Consider the following 13,494-nt stretch of genomic DNA (forward strand, 5'->3'; position numbering starts at 1 on the left):
GAAGTCTGTGAAACAGAACTCCCTGAATGGATGGTTCAAGAGCGGCGCCCCCGGCGTCTGGATCAGTGGTGGCGCGGTGTCCATCGCGGTCATCATGACCATTGGTTTGCTGGCGGTGATCGCCGTGCGTGGCTTGGGCCACTTCTGGCCGGCCGACCTGATCCAGGCCAACTACAACGTGCCGGGCCAGGCAAACCATATCGTCATCGGCGAAGTGGTGCAGAAGGAAGAAGTACCCCGCGAGCGCCTGAAAAGCGCCGGCCTGCCGGTGCCGGACCAGGGCCCTGAGTTCATGACCCGCGAGCTGATCAAGGTCGGCAACCGTGACCTGAACGGCAATGACTTCACCTGGATCGTCGGCGAGTGGCTCAAGGACCAGACCACGCCGGCGAACCTCATGACCATCGAGCGGCGTGAGTGGGGCAACTTCTACGGCACCCTGGTCAACGTCAAGCAGGATGGCAAGGTCATTGCCGAAGGCGAGGCTGCCTGGCCGGAGCTGCAGGCCCGTGTGGACCGCGTCAACAAGCTGGCTGCCCAGCTCAAGACCCTCGAAAAATCCGACATCGGCGCAATCAACGCCGGCCTGGAACGTATCCGCCTGCATGGCCGCAAACTGGAATTGGAAGGCAAGCTCGACGCCGCCGCACAGGCCGACATGGACGCCGACCGCGCCGAGCTGAATGCCCGTTACCAAGACATCGAAGCCCGCCTGGCCGACCTGCACGCCCAGTTCAACCGCGACGCGCTGACCGCTCGCGACGGCAACGGCAAGGAAGTGGAAATCGGCATCGGCAAAGTGGTGCACGCCTACCAGCCGAACTCCATGGGCACGATCACCAAGATCGGCTTCTACTTCAGCAAGGTCTGGGAATTCCTCAGCGATGACCCACGGGAAGCCAACACCGAAGGCGGGATCTTCCCGGCCATCTTCGGCACCGTGATGATGACCCTGATCATGGCGATGATCGTGACCCCGTTCGGCGTGCTGGCGGCGGTGTACCTGCGTGAATACGCCAAGCAGAACACCCTGACGCGGGTTATCCGTATCGCCGTGAACAACCTGGCCGGCGTACCGGCCATCGTCTACGGCGTGTTCGGCCTGGGCTTCTTCGTGTACGTATTGGGTGGCTCGGTTGACCGCCTGTTCTTCGCCGAAGCCCTGCCGGCGCCGACGTTCGGCACGCCGGGCCTGTTGTGGGCCTCGCTGACCCTGGCGCTGCTGGCGGTGCCGGTGGTGATCGTGGCCACGGAAGAAGGCCTGGCGCGAATTCCTCGCACTGTGCGTGAAGGCTCCCTGGCACTGGGTGCGACCAAGGCGGAAACGCTGTGGAAGATCGTGCTGCCGATGGCCAGCCCGGCAATGATGACCGGCATGATCCTCGCCGTGGCCCGCGCCGCCGGTGAGGTGGCGCCGCTGATGCTGGTGGGCGTGGTGAAACTGGCGCCGTCGTTGCCGCTGGACGGCAACTACCCGTACCTGCATCTGGACCAGAAGATCATGCACCTGGGCTTCCACATCTATGACGTCGGCTTCCAGAGCCCCAACGTCGAAGCCGCCCGGCCGCTGGTGTACGCCACCGCGTTGCTGCTGGTGCTGGTGATCGCCACGCTCAACTTGTCGGCAGTGTGGATCCGTAACCATCTGCGCGAAAAATACAAAGCGTTGGACAGCTAAAGCTTTTCAATGTGGGAGGGGTCAAGCCCCCTCCCACACACAATGAATTGGTAGCACAGGGAGCATCCCATGCAGCAAGACACCCACACTCACGGCATCAACATGTCTGCCCTGGGTCGCGACAAGCAGAGCCTGAGCCTTGCCCAGGAAACCGTGGCCATCGAAGTGCCGGGCCTGAGCCTGTACTACGGTGAAAAACAGGCGCTGTTCGACGTCAGCATGAACATTCCCAAGCAGCGCGTGACCGCCTTCATCGGCCCGTCGGGCTGCGGCAAGTCCACGCTGCTGCGTACCTTCAACCGCATGAACGACCTGGTGGACGGTTGCCGTGTGGACGGTGCCATCAACCTCTACGGCACCAACATTTACCGCAAGGGCGAAGATGTGGCCGAGCTGCGTCGGCGCGTGGGCATGGTGTTCCAGAAGCCCAACCCGTTCCCCAAGACCATCTACGAAAACGTGGTCTACGGCCTGCGTATCCAGGGCATCAACAAGAAGCGCATCCTCGACGAAGCGGTCGAGTGGGCCTTGAAAGGCGCGGCGCTGTGGGACGAAGTGAAGGACCGCCTGCACGACTCGGCCCTCGGTCTGTCCGGCGGCCAGCAACAGCGTCTGGTGATCGCTCGCACAATCGCCGTGGAGCCGGAAGTGTTGCTGCTCGACGAACCCTGCTCGGCTCTCGACCCGATCTCGACGCTGAAAGTCGAAGAACTGATCTACGAGCTCAAGTCCAAGTTCACCATCGTTATCGTGACCCACAACATGCAACAGGCGGCGCGGGTTTCCGACTACACCGCGTTCATGTACATGGGCAAGCTGGTGGAATTCGGCGACACCGATACCCTGTTCACCAATCCGGCGAAGAAGCAGACCGAAGACTACATCACCGGTCGCTACGGCTAGGAAGCTGTGGTTCTGATTGCACTGACGCTGCGGTTATCCGCACCTTACCGGACGCTCCAAGGACGCCAACATGATTAGCAAAGAAGGCCTTACCCACCACATCTCCGCGCAGTTCAACGCCGAGCTCGAGGAAGTGCGCAGCCACCTCCTGGCGATGGGCGGGCTGGTGGAGAAGCAAGTCAACGATGCGGTCACCGCGCTGATCGAGGCCGACTCGGGCCTGGCCCAGCAAGTGCGTGAGATCGATGACCAGATCAACCAGATGGAACGCAATATCGACGAAGAATGCCTGCGCATTCTCGCCCGTCGCCAGCCGGCGGCGTCCGACCTGCGGTTGATCATCAGCATCTCCAAATCGGTGATCGACCTGGAGCGCATCGGCGACGAAGCCACCAAGATCGCCCGACGCGCCATCCAGTTGTGCGAAGAAGGCGAAGCGCCGCGCGGTTACGTGGAAGTGCGCCACATCGGCGACCAGGTGCGCAACATGGTGCGCGATGCGCTCGACGCCTTTGCCCGCTTCGACGCCGAACTGGCACTGTCGGTGGCCCAGTACGACAAGGTCATCGACCGTGAGTACAAGACTGCGCTGCGTGAGCTGGCCACCTACATGATGGAAGACCCGCGCTCTATCTCGCGGGTCTTGAGCATTATCTGGGTGCTGCGCTCCCTGGAGCGGATTGGCGACCATGCGCGCAATATCTCCGAACTGGTGATTTACCTGGTGCGCGGCACCGACGTGCGGCACATGGGCCTCAAGCGCATGAAGGCCGAAGTTGAAGGTTCAGTCGATCAAATCCCTAATGTTCCGGGCGTACCTGACGATAAGTAAGGTTGCCCGAGAAATTAACGCCCGGCCTTTGGTCGGGCGTTTTTGTTTGCGGGCCCGAATTTTTCAGCGAGGGGGCACAAGAAAGTCCCAACGTGACTGCAGAGTTTTTGGCAAAATGCCATCAGTCAGGCGTCTTGCGTGCCGAAGTTTTTATAGGATGAAGGGTCGATGAGTAAAGTCAGTGTGTTGGTGGTGGATGACGCCTCGTTTATCCGCGACCTGGTGAAGAAGTGCCTGCGCAACTACTTCCCCGGGATCAAGCTTGAAGATGCGGTGAACGGCAAAAAGGCCCAGGCCATCCTGATGCGCGAGACCTTCGACCTGGTGCTGTGCGACTGGGAAATGCCAGAGATGTCCGGCCTTGAGCTGTTGACCTGGTGCCGCGAGCAGCCTCACCTCAAAGCCATGCCGTTCGTGATGGTCACCAGCCGTGGCGACAAGGAGAACGTAGTCCAGGCTATCCAGGCCGGGGTTTCCGGCTACGTCAGCAAACCGTTTACCAACGAGCAGTTGCTGAACAAGGTCAAGCAGGCCCTGCACAAGATCGGTCGCCTCGACGCCCTGGTCGCCAGCGCGCCGACCAAGATGAACTCGGCTTTCGGCAACGATTCCTTGAGCGCCCTGACCGGCGGCAAACCCGAAGTGGCGCGTGCGGCTCCCGTTGCGGCTGCCGCTCCTGCGCCTAACAAAGGGTTGCTCAACAGCCCACCGGTGCAGGCGCCGGTAGCGGCTGCGCCGGCTGGCGGTCGTGGCCAGGGCCAATTGCGCCTGTCCAGTGGCACCCAGCAATGCGTGATCAAGGCGCTGAGCATCAAGGAAGCGCTGCTGGTGGTGCGTCGCGGTGAAGTCCTGCCCCAGGTACTGGAAAGCGCCGTGCTCGACCTGGAGCAAGGCGAAAACGCCGAAGTGGCCCGCCTCAATGGCTACCTGCACGCCATCGTCGCCTTCGAACCGAAGCCGGACAGCGATTGGCTGCAGCTGACGTTCCGGTTTATTGACCAGGATGCGCAGAAGCTCGACTACATCTCCCGCCTGATCGCACGTGGCACGGCGCAGAAGCATTTTGTGCCGGGTGCGTGATTCCCTGAGTGCCGGGAATCGACCGACTGTCTGATTCCCGGTACGTGCCTTGATTTATATCTGTTTCGATATAGGCTTTCGATAACGCTTCGGTGTCAGCGAGGCTTTGCTATGCCTTGAAACAAACCTCCACGTTCCTTGGCCGAATCGTCGATTACGCTTTTTCTTTCCATGAAAGGAGAAGCCAATGCCAAGGCACAAGGATGTGGTGTTTCTAGGAAGCTCGCTCAAGGATCTCAAAGCGTTTCCGCTCGATGCCCGGAGGGCAGTGGGGTTTCAGTTGGATCTCTTGCAGCACGGTGAGCAACCCTTTGACTGCAAGCCGATGAAGACCATTGGGAGGGGCGTCAGCGAGATCCGGATCACTGAAGAGTCGGGCGCTTTTCGGGTGTTTTATGTGGTCAACCGGCCAGAGGCCATCTATGTGTTGCACGCGCTGCGCAAGACCACACAAAAAACCGAAGGGCGTGATATCGAGCTGGCTCGTGCCAGATTGCAGGAGTTAGGGTGAGCCCATGACGAATCAAAAAGATTACGGCGAGCGTTTCAGTTGTGTCTGGGATGCTCTGGAAGACACACCCCAGCAAGCCGCCAATATGCGGCTGCGTTCAAAATTGCTTTTGGAGCTGTGCCAAACCATTCGTCGCTGGGAGCTTTCTCAAAAAGATGCGGCGCAAAGACTGGGGATCAGTCAGCCCCGACTTAACGACGTTCTCACCGGCAAGATCGACAAACTCTCCCTGGATGCCTTGGTCAATTTGTCGGCGGCCGCCCAAATGAACGTGGATATTTGTTTCAACGGGCTGCCTGCCTGAAGTTGTCATCAAACCGCGCTAACCTGCCGCTCAGTCATCCCGGCAGGTTTACGCCATGCTTATGCGCTTCTTGCTGTGCTGCGGGTTGGCAACGGTCGCCGTGTCGACCCAGGCCATGACCCTCTACAAATCCGTCGATGCCAATGGCCTGGTGTTTATCAGCGACCGGTATACGCCGGGCGCCCAGGTATTTGTGATCCGGGAGCGCAAGCTTGAACGGCCGATAATCGACAGGCCTCCGGCCCGCTACCCGCCTCAGGCCTACCGCTACCCCTTGCCCTGGCGCGGCGGTCCGTTTCGCCTGACCCAAGGCCCCAACGGCACCTTCAGCCATACCGATAGTAAGAGCCGCTACGCCATGGATATCGCCATGCCCGAAGGCACGCCAATCATTGCGGCGCGCAGCGGGATGGTGGTGAAAACCGAGAACGAGCAGACCGGGCGGGGCAGTGATGCGTCGGGGAATTTCGTGAGGGTGCGCCACGACGACGGCACCGAGGGCGTGTACCTGCACCTCAAGCAAGGTTCGGTCAGCGTCCGGGTCGGGCAGCATGTAGCGGTGGGGAGCCCGCTGGCGTTGTCGGGCAATACCGGCAACAGCAGCGGGCCGCATCTGCATTTTGTGGTGCAGCGCGTTACCGGGGCGGGGCTGGTCTCGATCCCATATGAGTTCAATCAGCCGGTCGGTGCATTGCCCAATTTTGCATTGGGCAATTGACGGTCAATCCAGCAACAGCACCTTGGCCAGTACGATCTTCGGCCCTTTCATCTTCTTGATGATGATGCGCAAGCCTTCAACCTCCAGCACTTCTTCCTCCTCGGGCACCCGCTTGAGGGTGTCATAGATCAGTCCGGCCAGGGTTTCGGCTTCGATGTGGTCCAGGTCCACGCCCAGCAGGCGCTCCACCTTGAACAGCGGCGTGTCGCCACGCACCAGCAGCTTGCCCGGCTGATAGGCCAGGATGCCGCGCTCGGCCTTGCGGTGTTCGTCCTGGATATCGCCCACCAGCACTTCCAGCACGTCTTCCATGGTGAGGTAGCCGATGATCTTGCCGTCGGCTTCTTCCACCAGGGCGAAGTGCGCGCCGCCTTTGCGGAACTGTTCCAGCAGCTGTGACAACGGCATGTGCCGCGACACACGCTCCAGCGGGCGGGTCAGCTCGGCCAGGTTGAACGACTCGGGGATGTGGTCCAGGGCCGCCAGTTCCAGCAGCAGGTCCTTGATGTGCAACAGGCCCACGAATTCGTTGCGTACCGCGTCATATACCGGGTAACGGCTGAACTTGTGGCGACGGAACAGCGCAAGGATTTCCTTGAGCGGCGCGTTGAAGTCCAGGGTCACCAGGTCTTCCCGGGAGTTGGCCCAGTCCACCACTTCCAGCTCGCCCATTTCCACGGCGGAGGCCAGTACGCGCATGCCCTGGTCGCTCGGGTCCTGGCCACGGCTGGAGTGCAGGATCAGCTTGAGTTCTTCGCGGCTGTAATGGTGTTCATGGTGCGGGCCAGGCTCGCCCTGGCCGGCAATGCGCAGGATGGCGTTGGCGCTGGCGTTGAGCAGGTAGATCGCCGGGTACATGGCCCAGTAGAACAGGTACAGCGGCACCGCCGTCCACAGCGACAGCAACTCGGGCTTGCGAATCGCCCAGGACTTGGGTGCCAGTTCGCCGACCACGATGTGCAGGTAGGAGATCACGAAGAACGCCGCAAAGAACGACACGCCCTTGATCACTTCCGGCGACTCGACGCCCACGGCGCCCAGCAGTGGCTCGAGGATGTGCGCGAAGGCCGGTTCACCGACCCAGCCCAGGCCCAGGGAGGCGAGGGTGATGCCCAGCTGGCACGCCGACAGGTAGGCGTCGAGCTGGCTGTGTACGGTGCGCAGGATCTGCCCGCGCCAGCCGTTCTTGTGGGCGATGGCCTCGACCCGGGTGGCGCGCAGTTTGACCATGGCGAACTCCGCCGCAACGAAGAAACCGTTGAGCAGTACCAGGATCAGAGCAAAAAGAATCATGCCGAAGTCGGCGAAGAGTGTCGCGAGGGTGATACCAGGGGAAGGGTCCATGATGGGGTTTTGCAGGTTCCGTATGTTCAGTAAGGGGTGGCAGGCGGGCCTGAAAGGCAGGCGCAAGTCGGCCAATGTAGCGGCTGACGGGGCGCTTGCCTAGTGCCCACTGCCGGGCGGGGCCTGGAATGCACTCTCTAAAACAACACCGGTCCACTGTGGGAGGGGGCTTGCCCCCGATGGCAGTATGTCAGGCAGCACATTCATATCTGACCCGCCGCCATCGGGGGCAAGCCCCCTCCCACATGTAGGCCCGTGGTGTATTTGGATTACTCGTCGTTGCCGAGGGCTCGCGAGCGCGCCACCTGAGCCGGCGGAAAATGGCAGGTAAACGTGCTGCCATGTCCCAGCACGCTGCTGATTTCCAGGCGTGCGCGGTGGCGCAGCAGCACGTGCTTGACGATCGCCAGGCCGAGCCCGGTGCCACCGGTGTTGGAATTGCGGCTGGAGTCGACACGGTAGAAGCGCTCGGTCAGGCGCGGCAGGTGCTTGGCGTCGATACCGATGCCGGAGTCCTGCACGCTCAAATGCGCACCTTGTTCGTCGGCCCACCAGCGGATGCGGATATTGCCTTTGTCCTGGGTGTACTTCACGGCGTTGAACACCAGGTTGGAAAACGCGCTGCGCAACTCGCCTTCGCTGCCCTTGAGCAGCACGGCCGGGTCGGCTTCCAGGCTGATCTGCTGCCCGCGTTGGCCGGAGAGGGCCTGGGCGTCGTTCTTGATGGTCTGCAACAGGCTTTGCACGGCCACCGGCTGGTTGTCCGACGGATAATCGGTGGCTTCCAGCTTGGCCAGCAACAGCAGGTCGTTGAGCAGGGTCTGCATGCGCGAGCCTTGCTGCTGCATTTGCTGCAGGGCCCGGCTCCAGCGTGGGTTGATCTCGTCGACGTTGTCCAGCAGCGTCTCCAGGTAGCCGCAGATCACCGTCAGCGGTGTACGCAACTCGTGGGAGACGTTGGCGACGAAGTCCTTGCGCATCTGCTCCAGCTGGTGGATGCGGGTGACATCGCGCACCAGCATCAGGTGTTCATTGTTGCCGTAGCGCGTCAGGTACAGCTGGATGCGTACGCGGTCATTGGTGGGCGAGGGGATTTCCAGGGCTTCTTCGTAGTTCTCCTGTTCGAAGTACTCCTTGAAGCGCGGGTGGCGCACCAGATTGGTCACTGGCTGGCCGCTGTCCTGGGGGGTCTTGAGGCCCAGCAGGGTCTCGGCGGCGCGGTTCCACCATTCCAGGTTGCCGTCGCTGTCGAGCATGATCACCGCGTCCTTGAGCGCGGCGGTGGACTCCTGCACCCGGTCGATCACCGCTTGCAGGCGGCCGCGCACACGCTGGTCGCGGCGTTGCAGGTGGTAGATGCTGTCGAACACCTCGCCCCACAGGCCGTAGCCATCGGGTGGTGCTTCATCGGGTTTATGCTGGCGTAGCCATTCGTGCAGGCGCAGCAGTTGCTTGAGGGTCCAGCCCAGGTACAGCGCGATGCCGACTGCCAGACTCCAGCCGTAATAGCCGCTGACCAGCCCAACCAGCAGGCAGCCGGTGATCAGCAAAAGCATGTGGCGGATCAGGGTGCCATGCCAGTTTTGGTTCACTTGAACATGCGTCCTTGTCAGCTGTTAAGTCAGGATCCGATTGGCTCAGCCCTTGGTAGAGAAGCGGTAACCAGTGCCGCGCACGGTTTGTACCAGATTCTCGTAGGCATCGCCCAAGGCTTTGCGCAGGCGACGGATATGCACGTCCACGGTGCGTTCTTCCACGTACACGTTGCCGCCCCACACTTGGTCCAGCAGTTGGCCACGGGTGTAGGCGCGCTCCTGGTGGGTCATGAAGAATTGCAGCAGGCGGTATTCGGTGGGGCCCATCTCGGCCGGTTTGCCGTCGATGGTCACGCGGTGGCTGATCGGGTCCAGCAGCAGGCCGCCGACTTCGATAGGCGCTTCGCCATCGGTAGGCCCGGCGCGGCGCAGTACGGCCTTCAGGCGCGCTACCAACTCCCGTGGGGAAAAAGGTTTGGTGATGTAGTCATCGGCACCGACTTCCAGGCCCTGGATCTTGTTGTCCTCTTCGCCCTTGGCGGTGAGCATGATGATCGGGATGTCCCCGGTCAGTTCGTCACGCTTGAGGCGGCGGGCCAGTTCGATGCCGGAGGTGCCGGGCAGCATCCAGTCCAGCAGGATCAGGTCCGGCTTGCGGTCGACGATAATGGCATGGGCCTGCTGGGAGTTCTCCGCCTCCAGGCAGTCATAGCCGGCCATTTCCAACGCAACGGCGATCATCTCGCGGATGGGCGCTTCGTCGTCAACAATCAGAATGCTCCTGCCAACCATGCTCGAAAATCCTCTTGTCATTTAACTGTCTTGCGCCGCATTAGATAACGGAATTATTGCAGTCGTGTGACAGTAATTTAGTCGCTCGGGCAATTCCCGCCTCTCTGGACTACGCTTTGAGTCCGAATCCTGACAACCACAAAAGGAAGGTTCCGATGACTTACAGCACGATTTCCTGGAAGGCCCTGCTGGTGACGGCTGCGTTGACGCTGCCGGGCCTGGCGTTTGCGGCGGAGCCGGCGATGACCAAAGACGGAATGCTGGTGGACCACAAGGGCATGACGCTCTACACCTTCGACAAGGACGCTGACGGCAAGTCCGTGTGCAAGGACCAGTGCGCGACCAATTGGCCGCCGTTGAAGGCAGAGTCCACTGACAAGTCGATGGGCAAATGGACCGTTATCACCCGCGATGACCAGACCAGCCAGTGGGCCTATGACGGTAAGCCCGTCTACACCTACAAGGATGACCACAAGGCCGGTGACAAGACCGGTGATGGCAAAGGCGGGGCGTGGCACGTGATCAAGCCTTGATCCGGCTTGTAGTCGTGGCGAGCGGGCTTGCCCCGCGTTGGGCTGCGAAGCAGCCCCAAACAACAACTCGGTTTCCCTGACGTAACGCGGCGGCTCCGGTAGGGGCCGCTTCGCGCCCCAGCGCGGGGCGAGCCCGCTCGCCACAGAAAGCGGGCTCACTACAACAAGCCTGTCATCGCCAAGTATTCAGCGAAACGCATAGTCCGCCACAATCCCGACAAATATCGCCAACCCCGCCCAGTGGTTGTGCAGGAACGCCTTGAAGCACTTCATGCGGTCCTTGTCCCGGGTGTACCAGAACTCCCAGGCAAAACAGCCCGCCGCGCCCAGCAGACCCAGGTGGAACCAGCCACCCAACTCGAATCGCACTCCCGCCAGCAACAGGCACACCAACGACAGCCCTTGCAGCGTAAGGATGATCACGCGATCCGCATCGCCAAATAGAATGGCGGTGGATTTCACGCCGATCTTCAAATCGTCATCCCGGTCGGTCATCGCGTAATACGTGTCGTAACCCACTGTCCACAGCAGGTTGGCGATATACAGCAGCCAGGCCGTAGCGGGAAGGTGACCCGTTTCGGCAGTGAACGCCATCGGCATGCCCCAGGAAAACGCCGCCCCCAGCACCACCTGCGGGTAATAGGTGTAGCGCTTCATGAACGGGTAGCTCGCCGCCAGGGCCAGGCCACCGAGGGACAGCAGGATGGTGGTGGTGTTGGTCAGCAGCACCAGCAGGAAACTGATGCCCATCAGCACGGCAAAAAACACCAGCGCCTCTTTGGAGCTGATCTTGCCGCTCACCAGCGGGCGTTGCTCGGTGCGCTTCACATGGCCGTCGACCTTGCGGTCGGCCCAGTCGTTGATCACACAGCCACCGGCGCGGGTCAGCACCACGCCGAGCACGAAGATCACGATATTGATTAAAGAAGGCGAGCCTTTGCCGGCGATCCACAGCGCCCATAGGGTCGGCCACAACAGCAGGTAGATGCCGATGGGCTTGTCCATACGGGTCAGTTGAATGAAATCCCAGGCCCTAGGGTTCAGGTGGTTCAGGGACTTGAGCAGACGTTGGTACATCAGCAATTCTCCGGATGGGCGTGCAGCGCGTGCCAGAAACTGGGCAAGAAGACTTCCGCGACCAGCACGCTCAGCGGCCCGCGATCAAAGCGTGAGCGGCGTGCCCACAGCCCGTCGACCTGATCGGCCGCTGGCAACCAGTGCCGAGGGTAATGGCACACTTCGATGGCCTGGCGGGTGAAGGCCTGGTCACAGAACAGCAGTTCGCCCAGGGACCGGCTGCCCAACTCATCCATATGCAGGCCGTCGCCCTGCAGAGCGCCGCGTGCGGCCACACTGCGTGCGAACACCCACGGCTGACCATGCCCACGCAGATACACCTCGCGCACCCAACCGATACTGGCCGGCGCCAGCGCCAGGGCGGCACATTCGTCATCGCGTAGCGGTTGCCAGCCTTCGAACAGTGGCGTGACGCTGAAACCGTCGTTGGACAGCCACGTCAACCGCCGCGTCAGCGAGTCTTCGTTGAACAGCCAATTGAGGGTCAAGGACGTGGGTACAGGGGCCAGGAGGCTCTGGGTCAACCATTGGCAAGCATCGGGAGGGTCGATTGAGTGCGGCACGGTGAGTCAGTATCGGCAGCAAAAGAGGCCGCGAGCTTACCATGGCGTCCAACGTTTTTGCCGGAGGCAACCGGCTGTTTGCGTCGATCATGCTTGCATCTGCCGGCCACCATCAGTACAAAACGCCCTGAGCCGTACGGCAATGCGGGTCTATCGACCGTCGGCCAAGAAGCCTGGACTCCTGAGGAACAAGTAATGAAGAAGTGGCAATGTGTCGTCTGTGGCCTGATCTACGACGAAAAGGACGGCTGGCCGGATGACGGAATTCTGCCTGGCACCCGTTGGGAAGACGTCCCGGAAGACTGGCTGTGCCCGGACTGCGGCGTGGGCAAAATGGATTTCGAAATGATCGAAATCGGTTGATTCTCGATTTTCAGAAAAGTATTACAAGGAGAAAGGAATGAACGCACCTGTCGTGATCATCGGCACCGGATTGGCCGGTTACAACCTGGCCCGTGAGTTTCGCAAGCTCGACAGCGAAACCCCATTGCTGCTGATCACTGCGGATGACGGGCGCTCCTACTCCAAGCCCATGCTTTCCACCGGGTTTGGCAAGAACAAGGAAGCCGATGGCCTGAGCATGGCTGAACCGGGCGCCATGGCCGAGCAACTCAAGGCCGAAGTGCGCACTCACACCCGCGTCAGCGGCATCGACCCCGGGCACAAGCGCCTGTGGATCGGCGAGGAGGCGGTGGCCTACCGCGACCTGATCCTGGCCTGGGGCGCAGAAACCGTGCGTGTGCCGGTTGAAGGCGATGCGGCTGACCTGATTTTCCCGATCAACGACCTCGAAGACTACGCGCGCTTTCGTGCCGCCGCTGCCGGCAAGCGCCGTGTGCTGCTGCTCGGCGCCGGCCTGATCGGCTGCGAGTTCGCCAATGACCTGATCCTGGGCGGTTATGAAATCGACCTGGTGGCACCGTGCGAGCAAGTCATGCCGACCCTGTTGCACCCGGCCGCCGCCGCCGCGGTACAGGCCGGCCTCGAAGGCCTCGGCGCGCGTTTCCACCTGGGCCCGGTGCTCAATCGCCTGCAGCGCACCGCTGATGGCCTGGAAGCTCACCTGTCGGACGGTGAAGTGATCGCCTGCGACCTGGTGGTCTCGGCCATCGGCCTGCGCCCACGCGTCGACCTGGCCGCCGCCGCCGGCCTGCAGACCAATCGCGGGATCATGGTGGACCGCCACCTCAAGACCTCCCACGCCAATATCTACGCCCTGGGCGACTGCGCCGAGGTCGACGGACTGAACCTGCTGTACGTGATGCCGCTGATGAGCTGCGCCCGTGCGTTGGCCCAGACCCTGGCCGGCAACGCCACCGCCGTCAGCTACGGCCCGATGCCAGTGACCGTGAAAACCCCGATCTGCCCGCTGGTGGTTTCGCCACCGCCTCGGGGCACCGAAGGCGTCTGGAGTGTCGAAGGCGAGGGCGCCGACATCAAGGCCCTGTGCCGTGACGCCAGCGGTCGCCTGCTGGGTTACGCACTGACTGGCAGCGCCGTGATGGAAAAACTCGCCCTCAACAAAGAACTTCCGCCGTTGCTGGCGTAAATACCGGTCGTTCTGTCGGAATAAGCACGTTTTTCCCTCCAGAAAGGTCGCCGCTAGACTGGCGGAGCGTGCGAG

General features: G+C 61.6%; 15 protein-coding genes. 10 read left to right on the forward strand and 5 right to left on the reverse strand.

What is annotated here, in order from left to right:
* Window positions 1-7: 7 nt before the first annotated feature.
* From pstA to BM017_RS04865, 7 genes are all read left to right on the forward strand, one after another.
* Window positions 8-1,678 carry a phosphate ABC transporter permease PstA gene (gene pstA, locus BM017_RS04835; protein WP_092241613.1) on the forward strand — a complete coding sequence of 557 codons (1,671 nt, stop codon included), beginning with the start codon at window positions 8-10 and terminating at the stop codon, window positions 1,676-1,678.
* A 69-nt stretch (window positions 1,679-1,747) separates the two neighbouring features.
* A complete protein-coding gene (gene pstB / locus BM017_RS04840) occupies window positions 1,748-2,581 on the forward strand; it encodes a phosphate ABC transporter ATP-binding protein PstB (protein WP_025856391.1) in 834 nt (277 codons plus the stop codon).
* A 70-nt stretch (window positions 2,582-2,651) separates the two neighbouring features.
* Entirely contained in the window at window positions 2,652-3,413 is a 762-nt protein-coding gene (gene phoU, locus BM017_RS04845; protein ID WP_058424288.1) for a phosphate signaling complex protein PhoU, read from the forward strand.
* A 168-nt stretch (window positions 3,414-3,581) separates the two neighbouring features.
* Window positions 3,582-4,493 (forward strand): response regulator, encoded by a 912-nt coding sequence (locus BM017_RS04850; RefSeq protein WP_092241615.1) that lies wholly within the window; start codon window positions 3,582-3,584, stop codon window positions 4,491-4,493.
* A 187-nt stretch (window positions 4,494-4,680) separates the two neighbouring features.
* Window positions 4,681-5,004: a type II toxin-antitoxin system RelE/ParE family toxin gene (locus BM017_RS04855; RefSeq protein WP_092241617.1), complete on the forward strand. Its 324-nt coding sequence runs from the start codon at window positions 4,681-4,683 to the stop codon at window positions 5,002-5,004.
* 4 nt (window positions 5,005-5,008) lie between these two features.
* On the forward strand, window positions 5,009-5,308 hold the full coding sequence (locus BM017_RS04860; RefSeq protein WP_092241620.1) for a helix-turn-helix domain-containing protein: 300 nt from the start codon (window positions 5,009-5,011) through the stop codon (window positions 5,306-5,308).
* A gap of 55 nt (window positions 5,309-5,363) precedes the next feature.
* Window positions 5,364-6,026 carry a M23 family metallopeptidase gene (locus tag BM017_RS04865; protein WP_092241622.1) on the forward strand — a complete coding sequence of 221 codons (663 nt, stop codon included), beginning with the start codon at window positions 5,364-5,366 and terminating at the stop codon, window positions 6,024-6,026.
* Between the two features lie 3 nt (window positions 6,027-6,029).
* Here the strand turns inward: BM017_RS04865 and BM017_RS04870 are convergent, their stop codons facing one another.
* The 3 genes from BM017_RS04870 to phoB form a co-directional block, all read right to left on the reverse strand.
* Window positions 6,030-7,370, reverse strand: coding sequence for a hemolysin family protein (locus tag BM017_RS04870; RefSeq protein WP_010207573.1), 1,341 nt, complete (start codon window positions 7,368-7,370; stop codon window positions 6,030-6,032).
* Between the two features lie 269 nt (window positions 7,371-7,639).
* The gene (gene phoR / locus BM017_RS04875) at window positions 7,640-8,926 is read right to left on the reverse strand and encodes a phosphate regulon sensor histidine kinase PhoR (protein ID WP_256575638.1); all 1,287 of its coding nucleotides are present in this window, start codon (window positions 8,924-8,926) and stop codon (window positions 7,640-7,642) included.
* An 81-nt stretch (window positions 8,927-9,007) separates the two neighbouring features.
* Complete coding sequence (gene phoB / locus BM017_RS04880; protein WP_003176964.1) at window positions 9,008-9,697, reverse strand: phosphate regulon transcriptional regulator PhoB; 690 nt, start codon at window positions 9,695-9,697, stop codon at window positions 9,008-9,010.
* A 155-nt stretch (window positions 9,698-9,852) separates the two neighbouring features.
* Between phoB and BM017_RS04885 the strand changes: the two genes are divergently transcribed.
* On the forward strand, window positions 9,853-10,230 hold the full coding sequence (locus tag BM017_RS04885) for a COG4315 family predicted lipoprotein (RefSeq protein ID WP_071490818.1): 378 nt from the start codon (window positions 9,853-9,855) through the stop codon (window positions 10,228-10,230).
* Window positions 10,231-10,416: 186 nt separating this feature from the next.
* Here BM017_RS04885 and ubiA read toward each other — a convergent pair whose 3' ends face one another.
* Both ubiA and BM017_RS04895 read right to left on the reverse strand, forming a co-directional pair.
* Window positions 10,417-11,307, reverse strand: a complete 891-nt coding sequence (gene ubiA / locus BM017_RS04890) for a 4-hydroxybenzoate octaprenyltransferase (RefSeq protein WP_092241626.1) — start codon at window positions 11,305-11,307, stop codon at window positions 10,417-10,419.
* Complete coding sequence (locus BM017_RS04895) at window positions 11,307-11,870, reverse strand: chorismate--pyruvate lyase family protein (protein ID WP_092241628.1); 564 nt, start codon at window positions 11,868-11,870, stop codon at window positions 11,307-11,309. The genes ubiA and BM017_RS04895 overlap by 1 nt, the downstream gene beginning before the upstream one ends.
* A 195-nt stretch (window positions 11,871-12,065) precedes the next feature.
* On the opposite strand from BM017_RS04895, the gene BM017_RS04900 reads away from it, so the two are divergent.
* Together BM017_RS04900 and BM017_RS04905 are read left to right on the forward strand one after the other, a co-directional pair.
* The gene (locus BM017_RS04900) at window positions 12,066-12,233 is read left to right on the forward strand and encodes a rubredoxin (RefSeq protein WP_015886569.1); all 168 of its coding nucleotides are present in this window, start codon (window positions 12,066-12,068) and stop codon (window positions 12,231-12,233) included.
* 37 nt (window positions 12,234-12,270) lie between these two features.
* Window positions 12,271-13,419 carry an NAD(P)/FAD-dependent oxidoreductase gene (locus BM017_RS04905; protein ID WP_092241630.1) on the forward strand — a complete coding sequence of 383 codons (1,149 nt, stop codon included), beginning with the start codon at window positions 12,271-12,273 and terminating at the stop codon, window positions 13,417-13,419.
* Window positions 13,420-13,494: the final 75 nt, after the last annotated feature.

The organism is Pseudomonas sp. NFPP04, from assembly GCF_900113815.1.
Lineage (GTDB): Bacteria > Pseudomonadota > Gammaproteobacteria > Pseudomonadales > Pseudomonadaceae > Aquipseudomonas > Aquipseudomonas extremorientalis.

What these genes read in the sequence shown, in the direction of transcription:
- pstB (WP_025856391.1), top strand. Translation starts at nt 1,748, where the DNA reads ATGCAGCAAGACACCCACACTCACGGCATCAACATGTCTGCCCTGGGT.
- phoU (WP_058424288.1), top strand. Translation starts at nt 2,652, where the DNA reads ATGATTAGCAAAGAAGGCCTTACCCACCACATCTCCGCGCAGTTCAAC.
- BM017_RS04850 (WP_092241615.1), top strand. Translation starts at nt 3,582, where the DNA reads ATGAGTAAAGTCAGTGTGTTGGTGGTGGATGACGCCTCGTTTATCCGC.
- BM017_RS04855 (WP_092241617.1), top strand. Translation starts at nt 4,681, where the DNA reads ATGCCAAGGCACAAGGATGTGGTGTTTCTAGGAAGCTCGCTCAAGGAT.
- BM017_RS04860 (WP_092241620.1), top strand. Translation starts at nt 5,009, where the DNA reads ATGACGAATCAAAAAGATTACGGCGAGCGTTTCAGTTGTGTCTGGGAT.
- BM017_RS04865 (WP_092241622.1), top strand. Translation starts at nt 5,364, where the DNA reads ATGCTTATGCGCTTCTTGCTGTGCTGCGGGTTGGCAACGGTCGCCGTG.
- BM017_RS04870 (WP_010207573.1), bottom strand. Translation starts at nt 7,370, where the DNA reads ATGGACCCTTCCCCTGGTATCACCCTCGCGACACTCTTCGCCGACTTC.
- phoR (WP_256575638.1), bottom strand. Translation starts at nt 8,926, where the DNA reads ATGCTTTTGCTGATCACCGGCTGCCTGCTGGTTGGGCTGGTCAGCGGC.
- phoB (WP_003176964.1), bottom strand. Translation starts at nt 9,697, where the DNA reads ATGGTTGGCAGGAGCATTCTGATTGTTGACGACGAAGCGCCCATCCGC.
- BM017_RS04885 (WP_071490818.1), top strand. Translation starts at nt 9,853, where the DNA reads ATGACTTACAGCACGATTTCCTGGAAGGCCCTGCTGGTGACGGCTGCG.
- ubiA (WP_092241626.1), bottom strand. Translation starts at nt 11,307, where the DNA reads ATGTACCAACGTCTGCTCAAGTCCCTGAACCACCTGAACCCTAGGGCC.
- BM017_RS04900 (WP_015886569.1), top strand. Translation starts at nt 12,066, where the DNA reads ATGAAGAAGTGGCAATGTGTCGTCTGTGGCCTGATCTACGACGAAAAG.
- BM017_RS04905 (WP_092241630.1), top strand. Translation starts at nt 12,271, where the DNA reads ATGAACGCACCTGTCGTGATCATCGGCACCGGATTGGCCGGTTACAAC.